13 protein-coding genes are annotated in these 13,967 nt (G+C 67.0%); 8 read left to right on the forward strand and 5 right to left on the reverse strand.

Features of this window, described 5'->3' with window-relative positions:
* Positions 1-18: 18 nt before the first annotated feature.
* Together MUG98_RS01105 and MUG98_RS01110 are read right to left on the reverse strand one after the other, a co-directional pair.
* A complete protein-coding gene (locus MUG98_RS01105; protein WP_265110347.1) occupies positions 19-807 on the reverse strand; it encodes an enoyl-CoA hydratase/isomerase family protein in 789 nt (262 codons plus the stop codon).
* A 290-nt stretch (positions 808-1,097) separates the two neighbouring features.
* Positions 1,098-1,922: an amidohydrolase family protein gene (locus MUG98_RS01110; RefSeq protein ID WP_265110348.1), complete on the reverse strand. Its 825-nt coding sequence runs from the start codon at positions 1,920-1,922 to the stop codon at positions 1,098-1,100.
* 199 nt (positions 1,923-2,121) lie between these two features.
* On the opposite strand from MUG98_RS01110, the gene thsA reads away from it, so the two are divergent.
* On the forward strand, positions 2,122-3,666 hold the full coding sequence (gene thsA / locus MUG98_RS01115) for a thermosome subunit alpha (protein WP_265112530.1): 1,545 nt from the start codon (positions 2,122-2,124) through the stop codon (positions 3,664-3,666).
* 184 nt (positions 3,667-3,850) lie between these two features.
* Here thsA and MUG98_RS01120 read toward each other — a convergent pair whose 3' ends face one another.
* Together MUG98_RS01120 and MUG98_RS01125 are read right to left on the reverse strand one after the other, a co-directional pair.
* Entirely contained in the window at positions 3,851-4,699 is an 849-nt protein-coding gene (locus MUG98_RS01120) for an SAM hydrolase/SAM-dependent halogenase family protein (protein WP_265110349.1), read from the reverse strand.
* Between the two features lie 102 nt (positions 4,700-4,801).
* Positions 4,802-5,320 (reverse strand): nicotinamide-nucleotide adenylyltransferase, encoded by a 519-nt coding sequence (locus MUG98_RS01125; protein WP_265110350.1) that lies wholly within the window; start codon positions 5,318-5,320, stop codon positions 4,802-4,804.
* 345 nt (positions 5,321-5,665) lie between these two features.
* Between MUG98_RS01125 and lonB the strand changes: the two genes are divergently transcribed.
* The 3 genes from lonB (at position 5,666) to MUG98_RS01140 (ending at position 9,359) form a co-directional block, all read left to right on the forward strand.
* Entirely contained in the window at positions 5,666-7,846 is a 2,181-nt protein-coding gene (lonB, locus tag MUG98_RS01130) for an ATP-dependent protease LonB (RefSeq protein ID WP_265110351.1), read from the forward strand.
* Positions 7,847-8,914 (forward strand): CPBP family intramembrane glutamic endopeptidase, encoded by a 1,068-nt coding sequence (locus tag MUG98_RS01135; protein ID WP_265110352.1) that lies wholly within the window; start codon positions 7,847-7,849, stop codon positions 8,912-8,914.
* 106 nt (positions 8,915-9,020) lie between these two features.
* Positions 9,021-9,359: a hypothetical protein gene (locus MUG98_RS01140; protein ID WP_265110353.1), complete on the forward strand. Its 339-nt coding sequence runs from the start codon at positions 9,021-9,023 to the stop codon at positions 9,357-9,359.
* 88 nt (positions 9,360-9,447) lie between these two features.
* Here the strand turns inward: MUG98_RS01140 and MUG98_RS01145 are convergent, their stop codons facing one another.
* Positions 9,448-9,918 (reverse strand): MGMT family protein, encoded by a 471-nt coding sequence (locus MUG98_RS01145; RefSeq protein WP_265110354.1) that lies wholly within the window; start codon positions 9,916-9,918, stop codon positions 9,448-9,450.
* A 203-nt stretch (positions 9,919-10,121) separates the two neighbouring features.
* Between MUG98_RS01145 and trpC the strand changes: the two genes are divergently transcribed.
* From trpC to MUG98_RS01165, 4 genes are read left to right on the forward strand one after another with little or no spacing between them, the layout of a single operon-like run.
* Positions 10,122-10,925: an indole-3-glycerol phosphate synthase gene (trpC, locus tag MUG98_RS01150; RefSeq protein ID WP_265110355.1), complete on the forward strand. Its 804-nt coding sequence runs from the start codon at positions 10,122-10,124 to the stop codon at positions 10,923-10,925.
* On the forward strand, positions 10,922-12,181 hold the full coding sequence (gene trpB / locus MUG98_RS01155; RefSeq protein WP_265110356.1) for a tryptophan synthase subunit beta: 1,260 nt from the start codon (positions 10,922-10,924) through the stop codon (positions 12,179-12,181). The genes trpC and trpB overlap by 4 nt, the downstream gene beginning before the upstream one ends.
* Positions 12,178-13,083: a tryptophan synthase subunit alpha gene (gene trpA / locus MUG98_RS01160; RefSeq protein ID WP_265110357.1), complete on the forward strand. Its 906-nt coding sequence runs from the start codon at positions 12,178-12,180 to the stop codon at positions 13,081-13,083. Before trpB ends, trpA begins: the two co-directional genes overlap by 4 nt.
* A 24-nt stretch (positions 13,084-13,107) precedes the next feature.
* A complete protein-coding gene (locus tag MUG98_RS01165; RefSeq protein WP_265110358.1) occupies positions 13,108-13,908 on the forward strand; it encodes a 2-amino-3,7-dideoxy-D-threo-hept-6-ulosonate synthase in 801 nt (266 codons plus the stop codon).
* Positions 13,909-13,967 lie beyond the last annotated feature (59 nt).

Consider the following 13,967-nt stretch of genomic DNA (forward strand, 5'->3'; position numbering starts at 1 on the left):
TCGTCGCTCGCTGGACCGTTATTCCCCGCGGAACTCCGGTTCTCGTTCCTCGAGTCGCGCCTCGAACCCTTCGCGGTAGTCGCGGGTGTCGTCCAGTTCGTGGCCGAGCGATCGTTCCAGGGCCAGCCCCCCTTCGAGGGGCATCTCCAGGGACGCATTGAGCGCGCGTTTGCCGTACTCGAGCCCGAGCGGGGCGTTCTCGCAGAGCCGATCGGCGAACGCTTTCGTTCGCTCGTCGACGTCCTCGTCGGGGCAGACTTCGTGGACCAGCCCGATCTCGGCGGCGTGCTCGGGATCGACGAACTCACCGGTGAGGACGATCTCTTTGGCCTTCGAGAGGCCGATCAGCCGGGGGAGCCGCTGGGTGCCGCCGCCGTGAGGGAACGTGCCCAGCGTGACCTCGAGCAGCCCGTACCTGGCGTTCTCGCCGATGATCCGGAAGTCACAGGGCAACGTGAGTTCGAACGCCCCCGCGGGCGCGGCGCGTTTGATACCGGCGACGACCGGCTGTCGGAGGTCCTCGATCGTCTCGAGCAGGTCCGGGAAGACGTCCCGGTCGATCCCGGAGTCGGGGTCGACCCGATCGCGCATCATGGTGAGGTCCATCCCCGCGGAGAGAACCGGCCCCTCGCCGAGTAGCGTGGCGGCCCGCACGTCCTCGGCCTCGTCGACCCGCTCGAACGCCGCGGTGAGGTCGCGCATGAGGTCGACGGTCATCGCGTTTCGCTTGTCCGGTCGCGAGAGGTAGACGTCCGCACGTCGGTCGTTCCAGTCGATCGCCGCGAGTCCCGTGCCAACGGATTCCATGGGGGACGGTCCGGGGCCATCCCCTTAAGTTCGGCGTCAGCGTGAGCGGCCTGCCGATACCGCGACACGGCGGTCGCTTCGTCGGTGTCGCCGGTCGCCACCGAGTATCCCGGGTTCCGTCGTCAGGCTCCGTCGCGGACAGTTCGGCGGCGTCGATCGCGTCGGTCCGTGGTGGGCCGAGAGGACGACGAGTGATACCGATCCGGGTGGGCACCCCGCTCGTCGCGGTCGTTCTGCGGCGATCGTACCGATTCCCGTCGGCGTGGCGGTATCGAAAGGACGGGCAGGGGTCACGGGCGAATTTCGGGGTCCGGTCCGAGCGCGTCGATCACGCGACAGGCGTTCTTCGAGAAGACTCGCCAGAGTTTGTCCTCCGAGACGTCCAGCGTGAGAATCTCCATGACGGCGACGTTGGGGTGACAGGCTGGGGTGCCGCTGCCGAACAGGACTCGATCGGGGTGTTCCAGGAGCGCGCGCTCGAGTTCCCGGCGGTACCTGACGAAACTCGTCTCGACGTAGCAGTCGTCGTACTCGGTCAGCAGGTCGATCATCCCGTTCATGAGCGATCGTTCGAGCGGGTGGCCGCCGAAGTGGGCGACGACGACCGGGAACGAGTGCTCGAGCAGCATCGACGCGAGGGTGTCGGGCGGTGCGTCGACGCCGCCGCTGACGAGTACCGGGAGTTCGACGTCGTCCATGACGGCGAGGACGTCGTCGTCGGGGTAGCCGTCCACGCCGGGATCGAGCACGAACCCGTGAAACCGATCGTCGTAGGCGTAGCGCTCGACGTCCTCGGGCGTCGTGTGGTGGTCCTTGCGGCGGCTCACGGCGTTGCGGAGGCGGCCGGTCGCGCTCGCGTCCGGCTGCTGGGTGCCGTTGATCCGGGCGACGGCGACGAACGGCCGGTCGACGCTGTGACGGGCGACTCCGTTGTTCGGCGCGACGTAGCTCGTCTCCGGCGTCGCGGGCGGGAAAACGACGGCCTTCGTGATTCCGGCCTGGTGCATCTCCCGCTCCAGTCGATCGGGCGTCATCGCGTCCTCGCCGGACCTCGCGTCCGGCGGAAGCTGCGTATAGACGTCGACGATGCGAAACCCGTGCTCCAGCTCCAGCATCCCACGGAGGTGTTTTCGGCCGACCCATATTTTGCTACCGACTCCCGGACCGTGGCGTGGTCGGCGGGGTGTGGCGACGGCTCACACGGGGAATCGCCAGAGGGAGCGGTGGCGGTAGGGAAACCTTTATATAGAAGTGCTGACGACATGGTTAGTGAGTACAACCATGGCACAACAGCGACGCATGGGCGGACAGCCTATGTTCATTCTGAGCGAGGATAGCCAGCGAACGCAGGGTCGCGACGCCCAATCGTCGAACATCATGGCCGGCAAGGCCGTCGCCGAGTCGGTACGGACGACGCTGGGCCCCCGCGGCATGGACAAGATGCTCGTCGACTCCAGCGGGGAGGTCGTCATCACGAACGACGGGGCGACCATCCTCAACGAGATGGACATCGAACACCCCGCGGCCCAGATGATCGTCGAGGTCGCCGACTCCCAGGAGGAGGAGGTCGGCGACGGCACGACGACGGCGGCCGTGATCGCTGGCAACCTGCTCGGCGAGGCCGAGGACCTCATCGAACAGGACGTCCATGCGACGACGATCGTCGAGGGCTACCACGAGGCCGCCGAGATCGCACTCGACGCGATCGCCGAGCAGGTCGGCGAGGCCGAGGTCGACGACGAGATCCTGAAACAGGTCGCCGAGTCGAGCATGACCGGCAAGGGCACCGGCGGGCTGACCGCCGAGTCGCTCGCCGAGACGGTCGTCGAGGCCATCCGCCACGTCGAGACGGACGCGGGCGTCCAGCGGGACAACGTCGCCGTCCACACCCAGATCGGCGCCTCCTCGAACGCGACCGAACTCGTCCCCGGGATCGTCATCGACGAGGAAGCCGCCCACGACGCGATGCCCGCGAACGTCGAGGACGCCTCGATCGCCGTCCTCGACGTCGAACTCGGCGTCCGGACCGGCGAGATCGACGCCGAGTACGCCATCGACTCGATCGACCAGCTCAACCAGGCGATCGACGCCGAGGAGAGCGAGGTCCGCGGCTACGCCGAGACGATCGCCGAGAGCGGTGCCGACGTCGTCTTCACCACCGAAGACGTCGACGACCGCGTCAGTACGTTCCTCGCCAACGAGGGCGTGCTCGTCTTCGAGAGCGTCAGCGACTCCGACGCCCGCCAGATCGTCTCCGCGACGGGTGCTCGCCGCGTCGGTGCCCTCGAGGACCTCGAGGCGGACGACTTCGGTGCTGCCGACCGCATTCGAACGGAGAACTACGGCGACGACGACCTCGCGTTCGTCGAGGGCGGCGCGGCCGCCGAAGCCGTCACCGTCTTCGTCCGCGGCGGTACCGAACACGTCGTCGACGAACTCGAACGCGCCATCGAGGACGCGCTCGACGTCGTCTCGACGGCCCTCGCGTCCGGCGAGGTCGTCCCCGGTGCCGGTGCGACCGAGATCGCGATCGCCGACACGATCCGCTCTGAAGCCGCCGGCATCGAGGGCCGCAAACAGCTCGCCGTCAACGCCTTCGCGGACGCGATCGACGTCGTCCCGCGCACGCTCGCGGCCAATACGGGCCAGGACCCGATCGACTCGCTCGTGGACCTCCGTGCCGCCCACGAGTCCGAGGGGCGCGCCGGTCTCATCACTACCGGTGAGGACGTCACGATCGACGATCCCTTCGAGCACGGCGTCGTCGACCCCGCCGACGTCAAGCGCGAGGCGATCGAGAGCGCCACCGAGGCCGCGACGATGATCGTCCGCATCGACGACGTCATCGCCGCCGAATAACGGCCGCCCCGCGATTCCGATCGCCGATTTCGAATTTTTGGGCCGAGCGTCCCGTTCGTTGCCGTTCGAAGCCGTCCTCGGCGGTTCGGCAAGTAGTGTTACTACCGTCCGATCCGCGTACGTATCCTGTCCGGGCGCACCCGAACGCGATCGGCTCCCCGGGCAGTCGGGGTCCCCGAGGCCGTCACGCACTCGTATCGGTCGGTTCGAGGACGACGTCGTCGCCGGCCGTGAGACCGAACGCCTCGTCGCCGCGACCCTGGTTGACGTCCAGTTCCACGTAGCCGTGACTCCCGACCGTCGCGAGTCGATCGCCGGCCGGAACTGCAGCGAACGTCTCACCGACGGGGACGGACTCGCCGTTCGCGACGATCGTCTCGCGCCCGTCGAGGTAGCCGCCGGGGACGTTCGTGATCGCGTTGCCGAAGTCGTCGACGACCAGCACGTCGCCGCGCGCACGCTCGTTCTCGACGGACGCAGTGGGCAACTCGAGATCGACCGCGAACTCGGCCGGCGTCAGGAACGCGAGGTCGGAGAGATCCGAGAGCGGCGCGTCGTGAACGGCGGCAGCGGCCGGTGCGAAGACGTCACGGCCGTGGAAGGTGTTGCTCGCGGGTCCGCGTTTCCCGGCCGTGTCCGGCGCGAGGGTATCGGCGTCGCTCGCTTGCGGGGTCGCGGGTTCGACCGGGTCGAGGCGGGTCTCGTCGATCACGTACGTCTCGATCGGGCCGTCGCCGGCGAGCCGTCGCGCTGGCGGGCAAAGGACCCCGTTGTCGGGGCCGACGAGCGCGTGCTCGCCCGCACGGACGACGAGCGCGTTCCGATCGGTTCCGACGCCGGGGTCGACCACGACGAGGTGGGTCGCGGGCGGAAAGTACGGCAGCGTCTCGCGGAGCCAGAACGCGGCCGCGCGGACGTCCTGCCGGGGGAGGTCGTGGGCGACGTCGACGAGTCGCGCGTCAGTTCGCCGGCAGACGACGCCTTTCATCGCCGCCGGGTACGGCGAGCCGAAGTCCGACGCGAGGGTGAGCATACAGTGACGTCGTGGCCGGTCGGTGAAAATCCGTGGGTCTCCGATCGATCCGGGGAGTCGGCACCCGCTGCGATCGGGCCGGGATCGCGAGGTCGTGGGGGTTCACCCGCCGTTCGAGTCGGACCGGTTGACCATCTGGATCCGTTCGATCCCGTCGGTTTCGTCGACGACTTCGGCGACGGGTTCGGGAACGAGCGTCTCCCAGTCGCCGCCGTTGATCATCCGTTCGCGGACTTCCGAGCCCTCGAGCACCTCGCGGTTGAACATCGGCGATTGGCGGACCTCGATGTCCGCCTCGCGAAACAGTTGAATGACGAGCGGATTGTTCGAGTACGCGACGTCGAAGTCCGGACTCATGCTCTGGACGTGGCTCACCCACACCGAATTCCGTTCGAGGTCCTCGATCGGGACGGCGTACGTGACGAGGTCGTAGTCGACGAGCGACTTCGTGATCATCATGATCCGTTCGCCCGCCGTGAACGGGTTCCGGGTCGTGTGCGAGTCGTCGGCGCTGCCGATCCCCAGGACGAGTTCGTCGACGTCCTCGGCGATCTGTTCGACCATACTGAGGTGGCCGTTGTGGAAGGGCTGGAACCGGCCGATGTAGAACCCCCGGGTCATGGGATACACTGCTCGTGGCGTCCGCTTAAGCGTGGCGTGTTCCGCCGGGAACCAGCGCTCCCGTCTCCAGAGCCGACGATTCCCAGCGCGGAACGTTCGAGGTCGACGATCTCCAACGCGGAACGTTCGAGGTCGACAGTCTCCAGCGCGGTACGTTCGTCGTCGCGAACAGATCGTCGAAGAGATAATTCACGCCGACAGGGGCTGTACGAAATCGACGATTGATAATCCCCAATCAGGCTCGTAGGCCCCTGTAAAAGGCAGTATCAGCAACTGACACCATCCTCCGCATGGAGAAAGTATATCAGTGGCAATCCCTTCGAATCAGGTACTGAACAGAGTTCTATGAGCAACGATACGAACGTTGACGACCCTCCCGAAGACACTGCCGGGACTGCTGCCAGTGAGGATGACCCTCACGAGCACGATCAGGACCAGCAGCGTCAGGGAGATCGGTCGCCGCTTGACGAGGGTGGTGACCGTCACGACGACGTCGACGACCCGATGGGGGAGTTCGATCCCGATTCGGTGTCCGACGACGGAGACGACGGAGACGACGACATCGAAACCGTCGAGGACCTCGGCAGCGACGTCGAGGTCGACCCGGGTGTCGAGGTCGACGAGGAGAACGCCGAGGACGACTTGCTCGGCGGTCTCAAGATCGACACGACCGACGACATCGAGGTCCCCGATCGGCTCGTCGACCAGGTTATCGGACAGGACGAGGCACGAGACATCATCATCAAGGCGGCCAAGCAGCGCCGGCACGTGATGATGATCGGTTCTCCCGGGACCGGGAAGTCGATGCTGGCGAAGGCGATGAGCCAGCTACTGCCCCAGGAGGATCTGCAAGACGTCCTGGTCTATCACAACCCCGACGACGGGAACGCGCCGAAGGTCCGGACCGTTCCCGCGGGGAAGGGCGAACAGATCATCGACGCGCACAAGGAGGAAGCTCGCAAGCGCAACCAGATGCGCTCGATCCTGATGTGGATCATTATCGCGATCGTCGTCGGCTATGCGATCATCTCCCAGCAGATCCTCCTCGGCATCCTCGCTGCGGGTATCGTCTGGCTGATCTTCCGCTACACGAGCCGCGGGACGGACGCGATGGTGCCGAACATGATCGTCGACAACGGCGATCAGCGCACCGCGCCGTTCGAGGACGCGACCGGCGCTCACGCCGGCGCACTGCTCGGCGACGTCCGCCACGACCCGTTCCAGTCCGGCGGGATGGAGACGCCGTCCCACGATCGGGTCGAACCCGGCTCGATCCACAAGTCGAACAAGGGCGTGCTGTTCGTCGACGAGATCAACACGCTCGACGTCCGTACCCAGCAGAAGCTGATGACGGCGATCCAGGAGGGCGAGTTCTCGATCACCGGCCAGTCCGAGCGCTCCTCGGGCGCGATGGTCCAGACCGAACCCGTCCCCTGTGACTTCGTCATGATCGCCGCGGGGAACTTAGACGCGATGGAGAACATGCACCCCGCGCTCCGCAACCGGATCAAGGGGTACGGCTACGAGGTCTACATGGAGGACACCATCGAGGACACTCCCGAGATGCGCCGGAAGTACGCCCGGTTCGTCGCCCAGGAGGTCGAACGCGACGGCCGGCTCCCCCACTTCACGCGCGACGCCGTCGAGGAACTCATCCTCGAGGCCAAGCGCCGCTCGGGCCGGAAGAACCACCTGACGCTGCACTTCCGGACGCTCGGCGGCCTCGTCCGCGTCGCCGGCGACATCGCTCGCTCCGAAGACCGGGAGTACACCACCCGCGAGGACGTCCTGCAGGCCAAGGGCCGCTCGCGCTCGATCGAGCAACAGCTCGCAGACGACTACATCGAGCGCCGCAAGGACTACGAACTGCAGGTCGCCGAGGGCGGCGTCGAGGGCCGCGTCAACGGCCTCGCCGTCATGGGCGAAGACAGCGGAATCATGCTCCCCGTGATGGCCGAAATCGCCCCGGCACAGGGCCAGGGCCAGGTCATCGCCACGGGTCAGCTCAAGGAGATGGCCGAGGAGTCGGTCCAGAACGTCTCGGCGATCATCAAGAAGTTCTCCGACGTGAACCTCTCGGAGAAGGACATCCACATCCAGTTCGTCCAGACCGGCCAGCAGGGCGTCGACGGCGACTCCGCCTCCATCACGGTGGCGACGGCCGTCATCAGTGCCCTCGAGGACATCCCGGTCGACCAGACCGTCGCCATGACCGGCTCGCTCTCCGTTCGCGGGGACGTGCTTCCGGTCGGCGGCGTCACTCACAAGATCGAGGCCGCGGCCAAGGCCGGCTGTGAGACGGTCATCATCCCGAAGGCCAACGAACAGGACGTGATGATCGAGGACGAGTACGAGGAGATGGTCGACATCGTGCCCTGTTCGAACATCAGCGAAGTCCTCGAGGTCGCCCTGATGGGCGAACCGAAGAAGGACTCGCTCGTCGATCGGCTCAAGTCGATCACCGGATCGGCACTCGATCAAGGCGCCGTCGGCTCGACGAGCGGGTCGAACCCGAGTCCGCAGTAAATGCCGCAGTGGGCGACGTTCGCCGGGATAACGGGCGTCGTCCTCGTACTCTTGCTCGTTCTTTCGCATCTCACGCAGTCGGCGATTACCGACGGGACCGACTCGCGGACCGATCGCGCTGACGCATCTCTAGATCCGCGTGACGAGTCCGGGTCCAGGTCCGAATCCGGGTCCGATTCCCCCCGATCCGGAGCCGACGGTCCGGCACCGATCGATCGCTCGTCGTCGGTACAGGCTCCGGACGAGTCCGGCGTAGATGGAGCCCCCCAGGAGGCGACCGAGACCGAGGCCGCGACCGAGTCGGACCGGGAGCCGACGTCGGCGGAGTCGCCCGACGATCGTGCGTCGCAGGCCGATCGATCGTCGTCGGACGGCGACCGGTCGCCCGAAAACGACCGCGAGCATCCATCCCGACCCCGCGACGGGATCGACGGGCCCGACCGCCAGATCGACCCGGAGTCGCTGTCGACGGGGATGGTGCTGGCGAACGTGGCAGCCTCGCAGGGGCTGTTCGCACTCGTGTTGATCGGCGCGGCGATCTACTCCGCGATCCCGGCTGACGCGCTGGGTATCGAGGTCTCGCGATCGTATCTGGAGACCGGGCTGCTCTGGGGGACGGCGTTCGGATTCGCCCTCTACGTCGCGAACGAGGTCGGTGCGGCGGCGGCGACGTGGTTCGGGCTCGACCACGACGAAGGGTTGCGCGAACTGCTGAGCCCGGACTCGGTTCGGGGCTGGCTCGTGCTCCTGGTGGGCGTCCTGCCGATCATCGCGGTGTTCGAGGAACTGCTCTTCCGGGCGGCGCTCATCGGTGCCGTGTCGACCGGCTTCGACGTCTCGGTGTGGCTCCTGGCGATCGGCTCTTCGATCGCGTTCGCACTGGGCCACGGGATGCAGGGGACCGTCGGGATCGTCGTGACGGGCGTGCTCGGCTTCGTGCTCGCGGCGGGCTTTATTCTCACCGGAAGCTTCCTCGTCGTGGTCGTCGCCCACTACTGGATCAACGCGCTCGAGTTCGCCGTCCACGAGGGGCTGGACTTCGAGTGGGCCGAGACCCTCGAACGCTAATACTGTCGGCCATAACCGTTCGTGAAAGTCGCCGAGACCGTCTGGCGCCTCCGACGCACCGACGCACAGCCGACAGTATAAGGTCGGGGCGTTCGTTCGAGGTGATATGACGAGATTCGAGGACGCACCACCGCTTGTGTACCGTACCGTCGTGGTCGGCGTCGTCGTCTACTTTTTCCTGCTCGGCTACGCGACGATCGCCGGCGACCTGCTCGTGCGGCAGGTCGCGGACGGTCTGTTCGGTCTCATCGCGATCGGGGTCGGGAGCGTGCTCTACTGGCAGTCGTCCCGCGAACTCGATCCGATCACCGCCGCCGCGACCTGTCTCGTCGTGGGCGGGGTGACGCAACTGTTCGGACTCGCCGTTCCGGAACTGGACCTGATCGCCTCGATCACGGTGTTCGTCGGGATCCTCCTCTACGTGTTTGCGATCTACACTCAGTAGGTCGAACTACGCCGGCAACCGGAACACTGGCAGCGGGCCGGCGCCTGAAACACCCGCGCTACGCCGGCGATCGGATCCGGGTCGCCGCCTACAGTCCCTCGATCGATCGCAACTTCTGTTCGACCGCCGGCGGTGCGGCGCTCGGCCCGTCGCGGACGCGGTGGTCGGGAAGCAGGATCGGCGCGGGGTTGGCGTCGAGCGCGGTCCGCACCAGCGTGATGTCGTCCTGGTCGTCCGGATCGAGTTCGGCGGTCATCCGGGCGAGGCTCTTCACGCCGACTTGCTCGCCGTAGGGAATCCCCCGGAGCTGTTCGAGCACCGCACGCTGGTCCGTCGGCAGGGTCAGTGCGACCTGCACGTCGTCGAAGTCGACCTCCTCGAGCCCCTCGAGATACTCGAAGATCCGGTCGAGGACGGGGTGGTCCTCTGCCGCGTCCTCCTCCGGCCTCTCGGGAAATGAAACGCGCAAGACGCGCCCGCTGGCCGCGCCCACCTGGACGTAGCGATCGAGGTACGTCGACTCCCGCGCGTAGATTCCCGCGTCGGTGACCTCGTCCATGGTTGCTCGAAGGGAGCGGATCCTTGAATATCCGCCGGTCCCGTAGATCGCTGTAATCGTGTTCTCCGCGGACGTTCTCGCTGCGGCTGCCGACGCCAAACGCCGTTCCAGTACCGGGTGCGCGCAATCGCGGATCGGGATCGCCGGCCAGCCGCGCCGATGGCGCAAGTCTTATGTACATATGAGTACGTCGATGTACAATAATGAACTCTGAAACGGAGGTCGCGCCCGCCGTGGCGTCGATCCTCGCGGCCGCGCGGGAGCGATCGGCCGACGGTCACGATCGCGTCTCGGTCGCGGCGCGATCGCTCCCGGACGCGCTCGATCGGGCGGAAGCGGACGATCGCGTCCCGGTGATCGCGGAAGTGAAACCGACGAGTCCGACCGCCGACGGGACGCGCGACGACGATCCCGTCGCCCTGGCCGAGGCGATGGTCGACGGCGGAGCGGCGGCCATCTCGGTGCTGACCGAGCCCTCGCACTTCGGTGGCTCGCCCGAGGCGCTGTCCAGCGTTCGCGAGGCCGTGGACGTTCCGGTGCTCCGGAAGGACTTCGTGCTCCGGGAGGACCAACTGGACGTCGTCGCGGCCGATCTCGCCTTGCTCATCGCACGGTTCGTCGACGATCTCGCGGAACTCGTGACCGCGGCGCGCGATCGCGGCTTCCAGCCGCTCGTCGAGGTCCACGATCGGGCGGAACTCGAGACTGCGATCGAGGCGGGTGCCGAGATTATCGGCGTGAACAACCGCGACCTGGCGAAACTGGAGGTCGATCTCGGAACGTTCGAGTCGGTTTCGGCCCACGTTCCGGACGGCGTGACCCTGATCGCCGAAAGCGGCATCTCGACGCCCGCCGACGTCCGCCGGATGCGTGAGGCGGGTGCCGACGCGCTGCTCGTCGGCAGCGCGATCATGGACCACGGCGCGGAGGGCGACGTGGCCGAGAACACGCGCCGACTGACGGACGCGGAGACGAACGACGACGCAGAGACGGAGACCCAGACATGAGCACGAGCGAACGCAATCGAGAGCGCGATAGCGAGAGTACGTTCGGCGACTACGGCGGCCAGTACGTCCCCGAGGCACTGATGCCGGCGCTACAGGAACTCGAGGACGCGTACGAACGGTACGTCCTCGAGAACGAGGACGGATTTCTAGACGAGTTTCGCGAGCGGATACGGGACTTCGGCGGCCGACCGACCCCCCTGCAGCGGGCCGATCGGCTGAGCGATCGCTACGATCGGGAGATCTACCTCAAGCGCGAGGATCTCGTCCACGGTGGGGCACACAAGCTGAACAACGCGCTCGGGCAGGTCCTGCTCGCGAAGTACATGGGTAAAGAACGGGTCATCGCCGAGACCGGGGCCGGCCAGCACGGGACCGCGACGGCGATGGCCGCGGCCCACCTCGACGTGCCCTGCGAGATCTACATGGGCCGGACGGACATCAACCGCCAGCGGCCGAACGTCTACCGGATGCGGATGAACGGCGCCGAGGTGAACCCCGTTACCGCCGGCTCCGGCACGCTGAAGGAGGCGATCAACGAGACGATGCGCGACTGGGCGACGACCGTGGAGCGGACCCACTACGTGATCGGTTCGGTCGTCGGCCCGCACCCGTTTCCGAAGCTGGTTCGGGACTTCCAGTCGGTCATCGGCCGGGAGGCCCGCGAACAGATTCGGGACCGGGCGGGGCGTCTGCCCGACAGCGTCGTCGCCTGCGCGGGCGGCGGTTCGAACACGATGGGCGCGTTCCACGAGTTCGTTCCCGACGAGGACGTCGACCTCGTCGCCGTCGAAGCCGGCGGCTCCAGCCTCGAGATCGACGAGGCGGCGGGACTCGCGCCCAATTCCGCGACGCTCTCGACGGGAACGGACGGCGTGCTCCACGGCGCGATGACGAAGCTCCTGCAACAGCGGGACGGTCAGATCGTCGAGTCCCACAGCGTCAGCGCGGGGCTGGACTACGCCGGCGTGGGGCCCGAACTCGCTCACCTCGTCGAGACGGGGCGGGTGACGCCGGTTACCGTCGACGACGAGGCGGCGCTCAACGGATTCCACCGGCTCTCGAACCTCGAGGGAATCATTCCCGCTCTCGAGTCGAGTCACGCGCTGGGGTATTTGGAGGAGGCCCACGAAGAATTAGGCGACCTCGTCGTCGTCAACGTCTCCGGCCGCGGCGACAAGGACCTCGAGACGGTGCTCGAGGAGACCGAGAACCGAGACCTGGCGGCCGCGCCGGACGTGGAGGTGTTCGACCAGTGAGTCACGAATCGACGACCGACGCGGCGATCGAGAGCGACGTCGAGGCCGCCATCCGCGAGAACCACCCCGCACTGATCACCTACATCACCGCGGGCGATCCCTCGCTCGAGGAGACGAAGGCGTACGTCGAGGCGCTCGATCGCGGCGGCTCGGACCTGATCGAACTCGGTCTGCCGTTCTCGGAGCCGATCGCGGAGGGGCCGACGATCCAGGCGGCGATCAACCGGGCGCTCGACGCCGGCACGACGCCACGGGGGTTCTTCGAACTCGTCGACGACCTCGAGACGGAGGCACCGCTGCTGGTGATGACCTACTACAACATGATCCTCCAGTTCGGAGGGGAACCGGACGTTCGTCCGTTCGTCGAACGCGCGGCGGAGGTCGGCCTCTCCGGGATCATCGTCCCCGATCTCCCCGCCGAGGAGGCCGATCCGTTGCGCGAGGCCTGCGACGACCACGGAATCGATCTCGTCTTCATCGTTGCGCCGACGACCGAGGGCGAGCGACTCGACCGGATCATGTCGCAGGTGTCGGGCTTTGCCTACGTGCAGGCCCGGCTCGGAACGACTGGCGCACGGGCGAACGTCTCGACTGCGACCCACGACAGCCTCGCGCGACTCTCGGAGTACGACGTCCCCAAGGCGGTCGGCTTCGGCGTCAGCGAGGGCGACCACGCCGCCGAGATAATCGAGGCCGGAGCGGACGGCGTCATCGTCGGCAGCGCACTCGTCGATATCATCGCTGAGCACGGCTCAGCGGACTCTGGGACGGAGTCCCAGAATACTGCCGAACACGCAGACGGCGACGCCGCGGCCGAACTCGAGGCCAAAGCGGCGGAGCTGAAACGCGGCGCGCGACGCGGCGCGGCCGACGAAGATGCACCGGAACCAGAACAGCCATAACTGCAAGCTTGCTACACTCCCGCAATGACCACATCGACCGGAATCGACGCGCGACTCGATCGCATCGGGACGGACGGATCGTACATGATCATCCCCATGGACCACGGCCTCACGATGGGGGCCGTCACGGGGCTCAAGGACATCGAATCGACCATCGACGGCGTGACTCGCGGCGGTGCCGACGCCGTCCTCACGCAGAAAGGGATCGCGCCGCGCGTCCACGATAACAAGAACGGGAAAGGGTACATCGTCCACCTCAACGGCTCGACGACGATCGGTCCCGACGAGCAGGACAAGCGCTCGACCGGGACCGTCGAGGAGGCGATCCGCGTCGGCGCCGACGCGGTTTCCTTCCACATCAACGTCGGGTCGGACTACGAACCCGACCAGATCACGCAGCTCTCGGAGGTCACGGCGACGGCCGAGCGGTTCGGGATGCCGGTGCTGGCGATGGCCTACGCACGCGGTCCCGGCGTCGATTCCGAAGACCCCGAGGCGCTCGGCCACGCGGTTCGCCTCGCCGAGGAAGTCGGCGCCGACATCGTCAAGACGGGCTACAGCGGCGACGCCGAGAGCTTCCAGCACGTCGTCGAGTCGACCCGGCTGCCGGTCGTCATCGCCGGGGGCTCGAAGGGTACCGATCGCGAGACGGTCGAGATGGTCCGCGGCGTGATGGACGCCGGCGGCGCGGGCATCTCGATGGGGCGATCGATCTTCCAGCACGAGGACCCCGAAGCGATCGCGACGGCGGTCTCCGGCGTCATCCACGACGACCTCTCGACCGACGAGGCGCTCTCGAAGGCGGGACTGGCGATCGAGGCCTGAATCCGCATTCTCGTCGCACCGTCTCTCCCAGTCGCTGCCGCCCACGACGACATCCCGGT

Source organism: Halosolutus halophilus (genome assembly GCF_022869805.1).
GTDB classification, from domain to species: Archaea; Halobacteriota; Halobacteria; order Halobacteriales; family Natrialbaceae; genus Halosolutus; species Halosolutus halophilus.

What these genes read in the sequence shown, in the direction of transcription:
- MUG98_RS01120 (WP_265110349.1), bottom strand. Translation starts at nt 4,699, where the DNA reads ATGCTCACCCTCGCGTCGGACTTCGGCTCGCCGTACCCGGCGGCGATG.
- trpC (WP_265110355.1), top strand. Translation starts at nt 10,122, where the DNA reads ATGAACTCTGAAACGGAGGTCGCGCCCGCCGTGGCGTCGATCCTCGCG.
- lonB (WP_265110351.1), top strand. Translation starts at nt 5,666, where the DNA reads ATGAGCAACGATACGAACGTTGACGACCCTCCCGAAGACACTGCCGGG.
- MUG98_RS01110 (WP_265110348.1), bottom strand. Translation starts at nt 1,922, where the DNA reads ATGCTGGAGCTGGAGCACGGGTTTCGCATCGTCGACGTCTATACGCAG.
- MUG98_RS01165 (WP_265110358.1), top strand. Translation starts at nt 13,108, where the DNA reads ATGACCACATCGACCGGAATCGACGCGCGACTCGATCGCATCGGGACG.
- MUG98_RS01125 (WP_265110350.1), bottom strand. Translation starts at nt 5,320, where the DNA reads ATGACCCGGGGGTTCTACATCGGCCGGTTCCAGCCCTTCCACAACGGC.
- thsA (WP_265112530.1), top strand. Translation starts at nt 2,122, where the DNA reads ATGTTCATTCTGAGCGAGGATAGCCAGCGAACGCAGGGTCGCGACGCC.
- MUG98_RS01145 (WP_265110354.1), bottom strand. Translation starts at nt 9,918, where the DNA reads ATGGACGAGGTCACCGACGCGGGAATCTACGCGCGGGAGTCGACGTAC.
- MUG98_RS01105 (WP_265110347.1), bottom strand. Translation starts at nt 807, where the DNA reads ATGGAATCCGTTGGCACGGGACTCGCGGCGATCGACTGGAACGACCGA.
- trpB (WP_265110356.1), top strand. Translation starts at nt 10,922, where the DNA reads ATGAGCACGAGCGAACGCAATCGAGAGCGCGATAGCGAGAGTACGTTC.
- MUG98_RS01140 (WP_265110353.1), top strand. Translation starts at nt 9,021, where the DNA reads ATGACGAGATTCGAGGACGCACCACCGCTTGTGTACCGTACCGTCGTG.
- MUG98_RS01135 (WP_265110352.1), top strand. Translation starts at nt 7,847, where the DNA reads ATGCCGCAGTGGGCGACGTTCGCCGGGATAACGGGCGTCGTCCTCGTA.